This window comes from Hydrogenophaga sp. UC242_53, assembly GCF_042696965.1.
GTDB lineage: Bacteria > Pseudomonadota > Gammaproteobacteria > Burkholderiales > Burkholderiaceae_C > Hydrogenophaga.
The window spans coordinates 3,459,921-3,475,394 of record NZ_CP170552.1; the positions used below are offsets into that span (position 1 = coordinate 3,459,921).

10 protein-coding genes and 4 pseudogenes are annotated in these 15,474 nt (G+C 68.1%); 10 read left to right on the forward strand and 4 right to left on the reverse strand.

Annotated features, from left to right (window positions below):
• The first annotated feature begins 4 nt into the window (after positions 1-4).
• Together rpmB and rpmG are read left to right on the forward strand one after the other, a co-directional pair.
• Positions 5-238 carry a 50S ribosomal protein L28 gene (gene rpmB / locus ACFJI0_RS17455; protein ID WP_056269541.1) on the forward strand — a complete coding sequence of 78 codons (234 nt, stop codon included), beginning with the start codon at positions 5-7 and terminating at the stop codon, positions 236-238.
• Positions 239-250: 12 nt separating this feature from the next.
• On the forward strand, positions 251-421 hold the full coding sequence (gene rpmG, locus ACFJI0_RS17460; protein ID WP_056269543.1) for a 50S ribosomal protein L33: 171 nt from the start codon (positions 251-253) through the stop codon (positions 419-421).
• Positions 422-569: 148 nt separating this feature from the next.
• Here the strand turns inward: rpmG and ACFJI0_RS17465 are convergent, their stop codons facing one another.
• Entirely contained in the window at positions 570-1,796 is a 1,227-nt protein-coding gene (locus ACFJI0_RS17465) for a fatty acid desaturase (RefSeq protein WP_382321454.1), read from the reverse strand.
• Between the two features lie 167 nt (positions 1,797-1,963).
• A pseudogene (locus ACFJI0_RS17470) lies at positions 1,964-3,233 on the reverse strand (RsmB/NOP family class I SAM-dependent RNA methyltransferase).
• Between the two features lie 34 nt (positions 3,234-3,267).
• On the opposite strand from ACFJI0_RS17470, the pseudogene ACFJI0_RS17475 reads away from it, so the two are divergent.
• Positions 3,268-4,888, forward strand: a pseudogene (locus tag ACFJI0_RS17475) (peptide chain release factor 3).
• Here ACFJI0_RS17475 and purN read toward each other — a convergent pair.
• Entirely contained in the window at positions 4,889-5,482 is a 594-nt protein-coding gene (gene purN / locus ACFJI0_RS17480) for a phosphoribosylglycinamide formyltransferase (protein ID WP_382321456.1), read from the reverse strand.
• A 14-nt stretch (positions 5,483-5,496) separates the two neighbouring features.
• On the opposite strand from purN, the gene ACFJI0_RS17485 reads away from it, so the two are divergent.
• The 4 genes and pseudogenes from ACFJI0_RS17485 to ACFJI0_RS17500 all read left to right on the forward strand — a co-directional run bounded on the left by ACFJI0_RS17485 (position 5,497) and on the right by ACFJI0_RS17500 (position 10,060).
• Entirely contained in the window at positions 5,497-6,228 is a 732-nt protein-coding gene (locus ACFJI0_RS17485; RefSeq protein WP_382321459.1) for a YceH family protein, read from the forward strand.
• 79 nt (positions 6,229-6,307) lie between these two features.
• Entirely contained in the window at positions 6,308-7,489 is a 1,182-nt protein-coding gene (locus tag ACFJI0_RS17490) for an acyl-CoA dehydrogenase family protein (RefSeq protein ID WP_382321461.1), read from the forward strand.
• A 10-nt stretch (positions 7,490-7,499) separates the two neighbouring features.
• A pseudogene (locus tag ACFJI0_RS17495) lies at positions 7,500-8,616 on the forward strand (acyl-CoA dehydrogenase family protein).
• Positions 8,617-8,683: 67 nt separating this feature from the next.
• Positions 8,684-10,060, forward strand: a complete 1,377-nt coding sequence (locus ACFJI0_RS17500; RefSeq protein ID WP_382321463.1) for an alpha/beta fold hydrolase — start codon at positions 8,684-8,686, stop codon at positions 10,058-10,060.
• An 89-nt stretch (positions 10,061-10,149) separates the two neighbouring features.
• On the opposite strand, the gene ACFJI0_RS17505 is transcribed toward ACFJI0_RS17500, so the two are convergent.
• On the reverse strand, positions 10,150-10,707 hold the full coding sequence (locus ACFJI0_RS17505) for an HNH endonuclease (protein ID WP_382155149.1): 558 nt from the start codon (positions 10,705-10,707) through the stop codon (positions 10,150-10,152).
• A 204-nt stretch (positions 10,708-10,911) separates the two neighbouring features.
• Between ACFJI0_RS17505 and ACFJI0_RS17510 the strand changes: the two genes are divergently transcribed.
• The 3 genes and pseudogenes from ACFJI0_RS17510 (at position 10,912) to lspA (ending at position 15,470) form a co-directional block, all read left to right on the forward strand.
• The gene (locus ACFJI0_RS17510; RefSeq protein ID WP_382321465.1) at positions 10,912-11,976 is read left to right on the forward strand and encodes a bifunctional riboflavin kinase/FAD synthetase; all 1,065 of its coding nucleotides are present in this window, start codon (positions 10,912-10,914) and stop codon (positions 11,974-11,976) included.
• Positions 11,977-12,097: 121 nt separating this feature from the next.
• Positions 12,098-14,958: pseudogene (gene ileS, locus ACFJI0_RS17515) on the forward strand (isoleucine--tRNA ligase).
• Positions 14,958-15,470 (forward strand): signal peptidase II, encoded by a 513-nt coding sequence (gene lspA / locus ACFJI0_RS17520; RefSeq protein WP_382321468.1) that lies wholly within the window; start codon positions 14,958-14,960, stop codon positions 15,468-15,470. Before ileS ends, lspA begins: the two are co-directional and overlap by 1 nt.
• Positions 15,471-15,474 lie beyond the last annotated feature (4 nt).

Genomic DNA, 15,474 nt, shown 5'->3' on the forward strand with positions numbered 1-15,474 from the left:
CCTCATGGCACGCGTCTGCGACGTCACGGGCAAGAAGCCCATGGTCGGGAACAACGTTTCCCACGCCAACAACAAAACCAAGCGCCGGTTCCTGCCGAACCTGCAATACCGCCGTTTCTGGGTCGAGAGCGAAAACCGCTGGGTGCGTCTGCGCGTCTCCGGTGCCGCCCTGCGCCTGATCGACAAAAACGGCATTGACGCCGTGCTCGCCGACCTGCGCGCACGCGGTCAAGCTTAAGGAGAACCGAACATGGCAACCAAAGGCGCACGCGAGAAGATCAAGCTGGAATCCACCGCTGGAACCGGCCACTTCTACACCACCACCAAGAACAAGAAGACCACGCCCGAGAAGATGCTGATCAAGAAATTTGATCCCAAGGCTCGCAAGCACGTGGACTACAAGGAAATCAAGCTCAAGTAATCGAGCCGATTCCCAACAAAAAACCCGCTGTGAAAACAGCGGGTTTTTTTATTCCTTCCAGGGCGCCACGGATCCGGCTTTGCCGGTCCGTCAGCGCCGCCCCCTTGAGGGGGTGACGCGCCGCAGGCGCGGCGCAGGGGTGGGCCAATCAGGCGTGGGCGGAACGCAGGCGGATCGAGAAGTCGCGCAGTGCGGCGATGCCACTTTCCTCGGCGCGGCGGCACCAGGCCTGCAGGTCCACGGCGAGCTGTTCGCGCGTGGAGTTCGTGCTCGACCACAGGGCACGCAGTTCTTCGCGCATGGTCACCATCTTGTCGAGCACCGGGTGCTCGGCGCGCACCTGGGCCAACTGCGGCTTGACGTTGGCGGGCACCTTGTCGTCGTCGCGGTGCAACCAGCGGCGCGCGGCCTGCAGCACGGTGGCGTCGCCGCGGCGCTGCTTCAGGGCCTCGAGTTCGTGCTTGCAGGCGGCGCGCATTTCGCGCGCATAACCGGCCATCACTTCGTAGCGGTTGGCGATGATCGCCTCCAGCGTCTTCTCGTCGGCCACCGGGCGCACGGCGCCATAGGCCATCTTCGGCGGCACCTTCTTCACCGAGGCCAGGCCCACGGACTTCAGCATGGTGATGTACATCCAGCCGATGTCGAATTCGTAGGGCTTGACCGACAGCTTGGCCGAGGTCGGGTAGGTGTGGTGGTTGTTGTGCAGCTCTTCGCCGCCAATGAGGATGCCCCAGGGCGACACGTTGGTGCTGCCGTCGGCGGCTTCGAAGTTGCGGTAGCCCCACCAGTGGCCGATGCCGTTGATGATGCCGGCGGCGGTGATGGGAATCCAGGCCATCTGCAGCGCCCAGACCGACAGCCCCAGGACCCCGAACAGCGCCACGTTGATGATCAGCATCAGGCTCACGCCCAGGCGCGAGCGGCCGGTGTAGAGGTTCTTTTCAATCCAGTCGTTCGGCGTGTTGTGGCCGTAGCGCTCCATGGTCTCGGCGTTCTTGGCCTCGGCCCGGTAGAGTTCGGCGCCCTCGTAGAAGACCTTCTTGATGCCGAAGATGTGCGGGCTGTGCGGATCACCTTCGTGTTCGCATTTGGCGTGGTGCTTGCGGTGGATGGCCGTCCACTCCTTGGTGACCATGCCGGTGGTCATCCAGAGCCAGAAGCGGAAGAAGTGCGACGCGATCGGGTGCAGATCCAGCGACCGGTGTGCGGAATGGCGGTGCAGGTAGATGGTGACGCTGGCGATCGTGATGTGCGTGAACACCAGGGCCACGATAAGCACCTGCCACCAGGCGGCGCCCGTCAGGCCGCTGGCCAGAAACTGGATCAGGCCATCCCAGACAGCAGAGAAGATTCCGGAATCGGAAGAAAACATGGAGTTCCTAAAAGACCGCCCTGGGTCACGGACATGGAGGGGCGCCAAGCCCATGGGCGGTGTGGGCCAGCGAAGCTTGGATTTTAAGGCCGGGGGTGCAAATCACCAACCCATGGACGGCCAGGGATGAAAACTTAAGCCTTTATTTCAGGCGACTTGAACACAATTCAAACCTTTTTCCGCCAAACGGCAGCGAAAAAGCCGTCTGTTGCATGCCGATGCGGCCATAAACGCAGCCATTTTCCATTTTCGCCCGCGCACAGGGTGGATGCCCCGGAAACGTGCACCCCCTCCAGCAGGCTGACCACCGGCACCGGTTCGAAGTCCGGGTGGGCCGGTTCGAATGCCGCGCACACGGCCTCGTTTTCGGCCTGGAGCAGGCTGCAGGTCGCGTACACCAGCCGGCCGCCGGGCTTGAGCAGGCGGGCGGCGCTGTGCAGGATGGCCTGCTGCAGATCGGCCTGGGCGGCCACGGTCTGCGGCGTCTGGCGCCATTTCAGGTCCGGGCTGCGCCGCAGGGTGCCCAGGCCTGAGCAGGGCGCGTCGACGAGCACGCGGTCGATCTTGCCGGCCAGGCGTTTGATGCGGTCGTCCCGCTCGTGGGCGATCGCCACTGGGTGCACGTTGGACAGGCCACTGCGCGCCAGCCGGGGCTTGAGCGCGTCGAGCCGGTGGCCGGAGGTGTCGAAGGCGTAGAGCCGGCCGCTGTTGCGCATGGCGGCGCCGATGGCCAGGGTCTTGCCCCCGGCACCGGCGCAGAAATCGACCACCATCTCGCCGCGCTTGGCGTCCAGCAGCAAGGCCAGCAGCTGAGAGCCTTCGTCCTGCACCTCCACCTCGCCCTGCACGAAGGCCGGCAGTTCGGCCAGCGAGGGCTTGCCCTGCAGGCGGATGCCCAGGGGCGAATACGGCGTGGCCGCCCCCGTGAGCCCGGCCTTCTGCAGGCCGGCCAGGGCGGCGTCGCGCTTGGCCTTGAGCACGTTCACCCGCAGGTCCAGGGGCGCGGGCTGGTTCAGGCTGGCGACCAGCGCGTCGAATTCGTCGCCCACCTGCTCGCGCAGGGCGGTGGCGCAGCCACTCGGGCAGGTTGTGGCGGTGCGGCGCCATCAGGTCGGCGTCGGTGACGGCGTCGCAATGGTCGAGCCAGCTTTTTTCGGCGTCCGTCAGGGCGCTCTTGACGAAGTCGCGGTCGCCCGGAAAGGCCAGGATCGCCAGCCGGCGCCATTTGGAGCCGCTGCCGGAGCGGGCCAGCCACTCCAGCTTGAGGCGTTCGCGCAGGATGGTGTAGACGGTGTCGGACAGCGTGGCCCGCTCGCGTGGGCCCAGGGAACGGTTTTCACGGAAATGGCGCGCGACGACCGCGTCGGCGGGGTGCTCGAACTTGAAGACCTGCTCGATCAGGCTGGCGCTTTCGTCCAGAAGGGCTTTGGGGTGCATAAGCCGTATTGTCCACCGGGGATAATCAGAGGCTATGTCCGACATCCCGAACCAGGTGCGCCGCCGGCGCACTTTCGCCATCATCTCCCACCCCGACGCGGGCAAGACCACCCTCACCGAGAAGCTGCTGCTGTTCTCGGGCGCGATCAACATCGCGGGCAGCGTGAAGGCGCGCAAGGCCGCGCGCCACGCCACCAGCGACTGGATGGAAATCGAAAAGCAGCGGGGCATCTCGGTCGCTTCGTCGGTGATGCAGATGGAGTACCGCGACTGCGTGATCAACCTGCTGGACACCCCCGGGCACCAAGACTTCTCGGAAGACACCTACCGCGTGCTCACGGCCGTGGACGCGGCGCTGATGGTGATCGACGCCGGCAACGGCGTGGAGCCCCAGACCCGCCGCCTGCTGCAGGTCTGCCGCGCGCGCAACACGCCCATCCTGACCTTCGTCAACAAGATGGACCGCGAGGTGCAGGCCCCGCTGGACCTGATGGACGAGATCGAGCGCGAGCTGGGCATGACGGTCGTGCCCTTCACCTGGCCGGTGGGCATGGGCAAGACCTTCCGGGGCGTGTTCGACCGCCGCACCGACCAGATGCGTGTGTTCGCCGCCGGTGAAGATCGCCGCGGTGGCGACGAGGACGTGCTGGCCGGCCTGGACAACCCCGAGAGCCTGCAGCGCTTCGGCGCCGAGTTCGCGCAGGCGCGCGACGAGCTGGAGCTGGTGGCCGGCGCCTCGCCCGCGTTCGAGGAGGCCAAGTTCCTCGCCGGCCAGCAGACGCCCATGCTGTTCGGCTCGGCGGTGAACAACTTCGGCGTGCGCGAGGTGCTCGACGCCCTGGTCGATCTGGCGCCGCCCCCGGGCGAACGGCCCGCGATCCAGCGCGTGGTGAAACCCGAGGAGACCAAGTTCAGCGGCGTGGTCTTCAAGATCCAGGCCAACATGGACCCGGCGCACCGCGACCGCATCGCTTTCGTGCGCGTGGCGCAGCGGCCATTTCGAGCGCGGCATGAAACTCAAGGTGGTGCGCTCGGGCAAGGACCTGCGGCCCAACACCGTGGTGAGCTTCCTTTCACAGCGCCGCGAACTGCTCGACGAAGCCTTTGCCGGCGACATCATCGGCATCCCCAACCACGGCGTGCTGCAACTGGGCGACACCCTCACCGAGGGCGAAAGCCTGCAGTTCACCGGCCTGCCCTTCTTCGCGCCGGAAATCATCCGCAGCGTGGAAGTGGCCGATCCGTTGCGCAGCAAGCAGCTGCGCGCCGGCCTGACCCAGCTCGGCGAAGAGGGTGCCATCCAGGTGTTCCGCCCCGTGGCGGGTTCGGTGCTGCTGCTGGGTGCGGTGGGTCAGCTGCAGTTCGAGGTGGTCGCGCACCGCCTGGAGCACGAGTACGGCGTGAAAGCCCGCATCATGAACAGCCCCTACCAGGTGGCGCGCTGGGTGACCTGCGCACCCGAGGACGGTGGCGAGGTCGAACTCAAGCGCTTCATCGACGCCAACAGCCACCGCGTGGCGCTGGACGCGGTGGACGCGCCCACGCTGCTGGTGGACCACTCGGCCACCCTGCGCGCCGTGGAGGCCAACTGGCCGAAGATCAAGTTCCACGCCATGCGCGAGCACGCGGGGCTGGTGTTCGCCAAGGGCGTCTGATCAGGCGGCGGCCAGCAGCCGCTCCACCGCGCGGGGGTAGATCACATGCTCCTGCGTGAGCACCCGCGCCGCCAGCGCCTCGGGCGTGTCGCCCGGCAGCACCGGCACCACCGCCTGCGCCAGGATCTCGCCGTGGTCGAGCTCGCTGGTCACGCGGTGCACCGTGGCACCCGCGAAGCGGCAACCCATCTCGATCGCGCGCTGGTGCGTCTTGAGCCCCGGAAAGGCGGGCAACAGGCTGGGGTGGATGTTGACCAGCCGACCTTCGTAGTGCTGCACGAAGCCCGGGGTGAGAATGCGCATGAAGCCCGCCAGCACCACCAGCGCGGGGCCGTGGCGGTCGATCTCGGCCATCAGCGCGGCGTCGAAGGCCTCGCGGCTGGCGTAGGCGGTGTGGTCCAGCGCGGCGGTGGCGATGCCCTGTTCCTTCGCCCAGGCCAGGCCCTGGGCGGCGGCCTTGTTGCTCACCACGGCCGCCACGCGCGCGCCGAACCGGGCCTGCCAGCGTTGCGTCCGGGCGGTCTCCACGATGGCGGCCATGTTGGAGCCGCTGCCGGAGATGAGAATCACGATGTTTTTGTTCACGCCAGACATGGCCGGGAAGTGTAATGACCTCAGACCTGCAAACCCCTTCAGCCGGCCGCCCGCGCGGCCACGATTTCCAGCAACGCCCGCTCTCGCCCGCCGAGGCGCGCGTGCTCGGCACCCTCATGGAGAAGGCGCGCACCGTGCCCGACAGCTACCCCATGACGCTCAACGCTCTGGTGACGGGCTGCAACCAGAAGTCCAGCCGCGACCCGGTGATGAACCTGGCCGACGCCCTGGTGCTGGAGGCGCTGGACGAGCTGCGCAGCCTGCACATGGTGATGGAGGGCAGCGGCAGCCGGGTCACCCGCTACGAACACAATTTCGCGCGCGCCGTGGGCGTGCCCGAACAATCCGCCGTGCTGCTGGGCATGTTGATGCTGCGCGGCCCGCAGACCGCCGGTGAGCTGCGCCTGAACACCGAGCGCTGGTACAAGTTCCTGGACATCGCCTCGGTCGACGGCTTCCTGGAGGAACTGCAGGACCGCAGCGCCGAGAAAGGCGGCCCGCTGGTGGTGAAGCTGCCGCGCGCACCCGGCGCCCGGGAGCAGCGCTGGGCCCACCTGCTCTGCGGCCCGGTGGACACCAGCGCCGTCGCGGCGGCGCCGTCCACCCAGGGCAGCGCGGCCACCGAAGACGAACTGATCGCCCTCACCCGCCGGGTGCGCACGCTGGAAAACACCGTGGCCCAGTTGCAGGACCAGCTTCAGAATCTGAACGAGCAGCTCGGCTTGTCGCAGCCCGGACAGCCATAAAACGAACGGTCGTGCGAAACTGGCCGGCGTTGTTCAATTTGCCGGCACACATCCTGTGGCGGCCACCAGGAGACATTCCATGGATTTGGCATTCACGCCCGAAGAACAGGCGTTTCGCGAAGACATCCGGGGCTGGGTCAAGGCCAACCTGCCCGCCGAGATCGCCCACAAAGTGCACAACGCGCTGCGCCTGACGCGCGACGACATGCAGCGCTGGGCCAAGATTCTCGGCAAGAAGGGCTGGCTGGGCTGGGGCTGGCCCAAGGAGTTCGGCGGCCCGGGCTGGACCGCGGTGCAGAAGCACCTGTTCGAGGAAGAATGCGCCCTGGCCGGCGCGCCGCGCGTGGTGCCCTTCGGCCCCGTGATGGTGGCGCCGGTGATCATGGCCTTCGGCAACAAGGAACAGCAGCAGCGTTTCCTGCCCGGCATCGCCAGCGGCGAGGTGTGGTGGAGCCAGGGCTACAGCGAACCCGGCTCGGGCTCGGACCTGGCCTCGGTCAAGACCCGCGCCGAGCGCCAGGGCGACAAATACATCGTCAACGGCCAGAAGACCTGGACCACGCTGGGCCAGTACGGCGAGTGGATCTTCTGCCTGGTGCGCACCAGCACCGAGGGCAAGCCGCAGACCGGCATCTCCTTCCTGCTGATCGACATGGCCTCGCCCGGCGTCACCGTGCGGCCCATCAAGCTGCTGGACGGCGAGAGCGAGGTGAACGAAGTCTGGTTCGACAACGTCGAGGTGCCAGCGGAGAACCTGATCGGCGAGGAGAACAAGGGCTGGACCTACGCCAAGCACCTGCTCAGCCACGAACGCACCAACATCGCCGACGTGAACCGCGCCAAGCGCGAGCTCGAGCGCCTGAAGCGCATCGCCAAGACCGAAGGCGTCTGGGACGACCTGCGCTTCCGCGACCAGATCGCGCTGCTCGAAGTCGACGTGGTGGCGCTGGAGATGCTGGTGCTGCGCGTGCTCTCGGCCGAGAAATCGGGCAAGAACTCGCTCGACATCGCCGGTCTGCTCAAGATCAAGGGCAGCGAGATCCAGCAACGCTACAGCGAACTCATGATGCTGGCGGCCGGCCCCTACAGCCTGCCCTTCATCGAGGAGGCCATGGAAGCCGGCTGGCAGGGCGACTTCCCCGGCGGCGTCACCGCCAACGCGCCGCTGGCGTCCACCTACTTCAACATGCGCAAGACCACCATCTACGGCGGCAGCAACGAAGTGCAGCGCAACATCGTCGCGCAAACCGTTCTGGGCTGAGGAGAAAAACATGGACTTTGATTTCAGCGACGACCAACAGCAACTGCGCGACGCCGTGCGCAAATGGGTCGACAAGGGCTACACCTTCGAGCGCCGCAACGGCATCGTGGCCGCGGGCGGCTTCGACCGCGCCGCCTACGGTGAATTGGCCGAGCTCGGCCTGGCCGGCCTTTACGTGAGCGAGGACGACGGCGGCCTGGGCATGGGCCCCATCGAAGGCATGGTGGTCATGGAAGAGCTGGGGCGCGGCATCGTGCTCGAACCCCTGGCCCAGACCCTCATCACCTCCGGCGTGCTGGGCGGTTACGCGCCGGCCGACCTCAAGGCCGCGTGGTTGCCGCGCATGGCCTCGGGCGAAGCGCTGGTGGTGCTCGCGCACCAGGAGCGCAAGGCCCGCTACAAGCTCGACGTGTGCGCCACCACCGCCACCCAGGCCGGCAGCGGCTGGACGGTCTCGGGCAGCAAGAACGTGGTGCCCGCCGCCGACCAGGCCGACGCCTTCGTCGTGCCCGCCGTGGCCGGCGGCAAGCTCGCCCTGTTCCTGGTGGAGCGCACCGCCGCTGGCGTGCGCAGCGCGCGGCTACGGCACGCAGGACGGCGGCCGTGCGGGTGACCTCACGCTCAAGGACGCCCCGGCCCAACTGATCACCACCGATGGCCTGACCGCGCTGGAACACGCCGTGGACATCGGCATCGCCGCCGCCTGCGCCGAAGCCGTGGGCGTGATGGACAAGACCGTGGCCATCACCGTCGAGTACATGAACACGCGCAAGCAGTTCGGCGTGGCCATCGCCAGCTTCCAGGCGCTGCGCCACCGCGTGGCCGACATGAAGATGCAACTGGAGCTGGCGCGCTCCATGAGCTACTACGCCAGCCTCAAGCTCAACGCCCCGGCGCCAGAGCGCCGCGCGGCCATGGCGCGGGCCAAGGTGCAGCTGGGCACGGCCATGCGCTTCGTCGGACAACAGGCGGTGCAGCTGCACGGCGGCATCGGCGTGACCGACGAGTACATCGTGAGCCACTACTTCAAGAAGCTCACGCAGCTGGAAATGACCTACGGCGACACCCTGCACCACCTGGGCGAGGTCTCCGCCCGGATGCAGGACACGGCCGGCGTGTTCGCCTGATCCCCCCAGCGGCCCGCACCCAGCGGGCCGCGGTGTTTTGCGCAACCCCTTCAACAGGAGAGACCCGATGCCCACCCGCCGAACCATTTTCGCCACCATCGCCAGCAGCCTGTTGCTGGCGGCCTGTGCCAGCGCACCCCGGGGTGCGGGGCAGCCACCCATCGTGTTCGTGCACGGCAACGGCGACTCCGCCTCGATCTGGCAGACCACCCTGTGGCGCTTCGAGTCCAACGGCTGGCCGCGCGAGCGCCTGCACGCGATCGACCTGCCCTACCCGCTCGCGCGCGACGACGACGGCAAGGCCCAGCCGGGGCGCTCGTCCACGGCCGAGCACATGGCTTTCCTCAAGGCCGAGGTGGACAAGGTCCTGAGGGCCACCGGCGCGCCGCAGGTGGTGCTGGTGGCGAATTCGCGCGGCGGCTACGCGGTGCGCAACTACATCCAGAATGGCGGCGGCGACAAGACCGTGAGCCACGCGGTGCTGGGCGGCACACCCAACCACGGCGTCTGGGCCATCAAGGGATTCCGGGAGGCCAACGAATTCGCTGGCACCGGCCCCTTCCTGAGCGCGCTGAACGCGCCCAAGAACGCCGCCGGCGACGAAGTGGCCGGCCCAGTGAAGTGGATGACCCTGCGATCCGACAACAACGACAAGTTCGCCCAGCCCGACGGCGTGTGGATCGGCGCCCGGGGCACGCCCACCAACGTCGGTTTCGACGGGCCCGCGCTCAAGGGTGCCCACAACGTGGTGCTGCCCCGCGTGGACCACCGCGAGACGTCCTTCTCACCCGCGGCGTTCGATGCCATGCACCGCTTCATCACCGGCCAGGCGCCACGCACGCTGGCCATCACCGCCCAGACGCCGGTGGTGCTCAACGGCAAGGTCACCGGCCTGGGCGTGTCGCCAACCGACCCGGCCTCGGGCAACGAGACCAACAACCTGCCCGTGCCGGGCGCGCAGCTCACGGTGTACGCCACCGACCCCGCGACGGGCGAGCGCCGGGGCGCGGCCGTGCACAGCAAGACCGTGGGCGCCGATGGCCTCTGGGGCCCGTTCACCGCCCAGCCTGGCGTGGCCCACGAGTTCGTCATCAGCGCGCCGGGCTACGCCACCACACACATCTACCGCAGCCCCTTCCCGCGTGGCAGCGAACTGATCCACCTGCGCGCCGAGCGCATCGCGGCCGCCGACCGCGGCGCGAAGTCCATCGTCACCTTCACCCGGCCGCGCGGCTACTTCGATGCCGCGCGCGACACGATGTCGTTCGATGGCAAGGCCCTGCCCGGTGTGCCGCCCGCGGGCGCGGGCGTGTCCAGCTCGAAACTGGCCCTCGCCACGGAAGGCGCGCGGCCCATCGCGGCCGAATTCAACGGTGAGAAGCTCACCGGCCGGACCTGGCCAGCGGGCGAGAACCACCTCGTGGTGCTGGAACTGACGCACTGACCACCCCCACGCTCCACCGCTTCGCGGGTCGCTGCCCCCAAGGGGGCTGGCCCGGCTTGGGGCGGCCCGGCGCCGGACCACGCCCATCCCTAGGCGTGCAGCCGCGAGGTCTTGGGCAGGTGCGACATCAGGAACTCCATCTGGTCCGCCAGAATGCGGCGGTTGCGCAGGATGAAGTCTTCCCACAGGCTGGGCACGTAGGGCGTGTACAGCAGCCCCATGTGGGCCTGTTCGGGCGTGCGGTTGCCCTTGCGGTGGTTGCAGGACTTGCAGGCCGTCACCACGTTCATCCAGGTGTCGCGACCGTTCTGCCCCAGCGGCACGATGTGCTCTCGCGTGCACACCTCGTCGTGGCAGCTCTCGCCGCAGTAGGCGCACACGTTGCGGTCGCGCGCGAACAGCTTGCTGTTGGTCAGCGTGGGCCGCAGGTCGAAGGGGTTGATGCGCGGCACGCCCTGGGTGCCGATGATGGAGTTGACCGTGATGATGGACTGGCGCCCGGTCACCGCGTTGTGCCCGCCGTGGAACACCGCGACCTCGGCCCCCATTTCCCAGCGCACCTCATCCGCCGCGTAATGCAACACGGCTTCCTCCAGGCTGATCCACGACTGTGGCAGCCCCTGCGCGGAGAGCTTCAAGACCTTCAAGACGGGCTCCTTCCAACGAACATGTCACCGGGGAGGGGCGGCCCTGGGCAAGCCGCCCTGCGGCCGCGGGCAAGGCCTGCGGGCGCATATCATCGTGTGCCAATATAGCAAGCTTTGAAGAATCGGCCGTGACGGCAGGCCTGGAAGCCATGGCTTTCGCCCTCAAATGCCCTTTCGACCCAGCCTCTGACCCCCTCTCACGGCATGAAAATCTATCGCGGCCTGCGCTCCCGCCCCCCCGGCTCCCCGGGCTGCGCATTGACCATCGGCAACTTCGACGGCGTGCACCGGGGCCACCAGGCCATGCTCGCGCTGCTCAACAACGAGGCGCGGCACCGCGGCGTGCCCAGCTGCGTGATGACTTTCGAACCGCACCCGCGCGACTACTTCGCCGCCCTGCACCACAAGCCGGAACTGGCGCCCGCGCGCATCGCCACGTTGCGCGACAAGCTGCAGGAGCTGGACCGCTGCGGCGTGCACGAATGCGTGATCCTGCCGTTCAATGCCCGGCTGGCCAACCAGGCGCCCGAGGCCTTCATCGAGGACACGCTGGTGGGCGCGTTCGGCGTGCAGTACGTGCTGGTGGGCGACGACTTCCGCTTCGGCTCCAAACGGGCCGGCGACTACGCCATGCTCGATGCCGCCGGCGGTCGCCTGGGTTTCGACGTGGCGCGCATGCAAAGCTACGAGGTGCACGGCCTGCGTGTGTCCAGCTCCGCCGTGCGCGAGGCTCTGGGCGCCGGCCGCATGGACGACGTGGCCGCCCTGCTGGGCCGGCCCTACAGCATCAGCGGCCACGTGGTGCACGGGCGCAAGCTCGGCCGCCAGCTGGCCGAGAGCAGCCCCGGGCGCGGCGACGGCTTTCGCACCCTCAACCTGCGCTTTTCGCACTGGAAACCGGCGGCCAGCGGCATCTTCGCGGTGCACGTGCATGGCCTGGGCCCACACGCCGATTCGCCCCCCCTGCCGGGCGTGGCAGACCTGGGGGTGAGGCCCTCGCTGGACCCGGACGACGTCAACGGCGGGCGGGTGCTGCTGGAGACCCATTGCCTCGACTGGCCGCCCGCCTTGGCCGCCAGCCTGCCCGACGGAGAGGCCTACGGTAAAATCGTGCGCGTGGAACTGCTGCACAAACTGCATGACGAGCTGAAGTACGACAGCCTCGACGCCCTGACCCAGGGCATCGCACGGGACTGCGACGACGCACGCGCGTTCTTTGCGTCGCTGCACACCCAGACCCATCGGCAGACCACCCGCGACCGAATTTAGACGACCTGTCTGTCCGGTCGCTGCCCTTCGACAGGCTCAGGGCGAACGGTTTCTGTCTCCAGTCCCCTCGCACTCCCCCGGTTCGGGCTGAGCTTGTCGAAGCCACCATGGAACTCCCGTCATGTCCGACACCCCCACCGACTACCGCAGCACCCTCAACCTGCCCGACACCCCCTTCCCCATGCGCGGCGACCTGCCCAAGCGCGAGCCGGGCTGGGTGAACAGCTGGAACCAGGAAGGCCTCTACAAGCGCCTGCGCGACGCCCGCGAAGGCGCGGCGCTGTTCGTGCTGCACGACGGCCCGCCCTACGCCAACGGCCAGATCCACATGGGCCACGCCGTCAACAAGGTGCTCAAGGACATGATCGTCAAAAGCCGCCAGCTGGCCGGCTTCGACGCCCAGTACATCCCGGGCTGGGACTGCCACGGCCTGCCGATCGAGAACGCGATCGAGAAAAACACGGCCGCAACCTCAGCCGCGACGACATGCAGGCCAAGAGCCGCGCCTATGCCACCGAGCAGATCGGCCTGCAGCGCGAAGACTTCAAGCGCCTGGGCATCCTCGGTGACTGGGAGCGCCCCTACCGCACCATGGACCCGGCCAACGAGGCGGGCGAGATCCGCGCCTTCAAGCGCGTGATCGAGCGCGGTTTCGTCTACCGAGGCCTCAAGCCCGTGTACTGGTGCTTCGACTGCGGCTCCTCGCTGGCCGAGTTCGAGATCGAGTACGCCGACAAGAAGAGCGACACGCTGGACGTGGCCTTCGAAGCCAACGACCCGGCCGCGCTCGCCAAGGCCTTCGGCCTGGCCGCGCTGCCGGCCGGCAAGACCGGCTTCGCCGTCATCTGGACCACCACCGCCTGGACCATCCCGGCCAACCAGGCGCTCAACGCCCACCCGGCCCTGGGCTACGCGCTGGTCGACACGCCGCGCGGCGTGCTGCTGCTGGCCGAGTCGCTGGTCGAGAAATGCCTGGAGCGCTTCCAGCTCGAAGGCCAGGTGATCGCCACCGCCCCCGGCGAGGCCCTGCGCGACCTGAGCTTCCGCCACCCCCTGTACGACGTGGACGCCGGCTACCGCCGCCTCTCGCCGCTGTACCTGGCCGACTACGTGAGCGACAGCGACGGCACCGGCATCGTGCACTCGGCCCCGGCCTACGGCGTGGATGACTTCAACTCCTGCGTGTCGCACGGCCTGGCCTACGACGACATCCTCAACCCGGTGCAGGGCAACGGCACCTACGCGGCCGACTTCCCGCTGTTCGGCGGCCAGCACATCTGGAAGGCCGTGCCGGCCATCCTGGAGGCGCTGAAGAACGCCGGCCGCCTCATGGCGACCCAGCCCATCACCCACAGCTACCCGCACTGCTGGCGCCACAAGACACCGGTGATCTACCGCGCCGCCGCGCAGTGGTTCATCCGCATGGACGAGGGCGAGGGCGTGTTCACCAAGGACAAGGCGCCGCGCACCCTGCGCCAGACCGCGCTGGACGCGATCGAGCACACCCACTTCTTCCCGGAGAACGGCAAGGCGCGCCTGCACGACATGATCGCCAACCGGCCCGACTGGTGCATCTCGCGCCAGCGCAGCTGGGGCGTGCCCATCCCCTTCTTCCTGCACAAGGACTCGGGTGAGCTGCACCCGCGCACCATGGAGATCCTCGACCAGGCGGCCGACATCGTCGAGAAGGGCGGCATCGAGGCCTGGAGCCGCGTGACGGCCGAGGACATCCTGGGCGCGCAGGACGCGCCGAACTACACCAAGAGCCAGGACATCCTGGAGGTCTGGTTCGACTCCGGCTCGACCTTCCAGCACGTGCTGCGCGGCAGCCACGCCAAGGCCTACGTCAATGGCGCCTTCCACTCGCAAGGACCCGAGGCCGATCTGTACCTCGAAGGCCACGACCAGCACCGGGGCTGGTTCCATTCCTCGCTGCTGCTGGGCTGCGCCCTGCACGACCGCGCGCCCTACCGAGGCCTGCTCACCCACGGCTTCACCGTGGACAGCCAGGGCCGCAAGATGAGCAAGTCGCTCGGCAACGGCATCGACCCGCAGGAGGTGACCAAGAAGCTGGGCGCCGAGATCATCCGCCTGTGGGTGGCCGCGAGCGACTACTCGGGCGACATCGCCGGCGACGACAAGATCCTCGCCCGCGTGGTCGACGCCTACCGCCGCATCCGCAACACGCTGCGCTTCCTGCTCGCCAACGTGAGCGACTTCGACCCGGCCACCGACGCCGTGCCGCTGGACCAGATGCTGGAGATCGACCGCTACGCGCTCGCGCGCGCGGCGCAGTTCCAGGCCGAGGTGCTGGCGCACTACGACGTGTACGAGTTCCACCCCGTGGTGGCCAAGCTGCAGGTGTACTGCTCGGAAGACCTGGGCGCGTTCTACCTCGACGTGCTCAAGGACCGGCTCTACACCACCGCACCCAAGAGCCTGGCGCGGCGCAGCGCCCAGACCGCGCTGCACCAGATCACCCACGCCATGCTGCGCTGGATGGCGCCGTTCATGAGCTTCACCGCCGAAGAGGCCTGGCCGGTGCTCGCGGGTGCGCAGAACCAGGGCTCGATCTTCTTCGAGACCTACGCCCAGCTGCCCAACGCCGACGAGGCGCTGCTGGCCAAGTGGACGCGCCTGTGCGAAGTGCGCAACCTGGTGAACAAGGAGATCGAGACCGTGCGCACCGCCGGCCAGGTGGGCTCCTCGCTGCAAGCCAACGTGCGCCTCACCGCCCCGGCCGATGACCATGCCCTGCTGGCCTCGCTGGGCGATGACCTGAGGTTCGCGCTGATCGTCTCGGCCGTGGAACTGCTGGCCGGCGACGAGCTGTCGGTGCAGGTCGTGCCGTCCAGCGCCACCAAGTGCGAGCGCTGCTGGCACTACCGCGACGACGTGGGCACGGACGCCGCGCACCCCACGCTGTGCGGCCGCTGCACCAGCAACCTGTTCGGCGCGGGCGAGCCGCGCACGGTGGCCTGATGTCGAACAACAGCCCCAACAGCCACCTCTGGCCCTGGCTCGGCCTGGCGGCCGCCCTGCTGGTGGCCGACCAGCTCACCAAGCAGTGGATCCTGGCGGTGTACCAGCTGGGCGACAGCACGCACGTCACCAGCTTCTTCAACCTCGTGCGCGTGCACAACACGGGCGCGGCGTTTTCGTTCCTGGCAGGCGCCGGGGGCTGGCAGCGCTGGTTCTTCACCGCCGTGGGCGTGGGCGCGGCGGTCTTCATCGTCTGGATGCTGCGCTCGCACCCGGGCCAGAAGCTGTTCGCGTTCGCGCTGTCGTGCATCCTGGGCGGCGCCCTGGGCAACGTGATCGACCGCCTGTGGCACGGCTACGTGGTGGACTTTCTCGACTTCCACTGGTCCTTCCTGGCCGGCCTGTTCCCGGGCGGACATTTCCCCTCGTTCAACCTCGCGGACATCGCGATTTCGGTCGGTGCCGCGGCCCTGATCCTGGACGAGATCCTGCGCGTGCGCCGCCGCCGCTGACCCC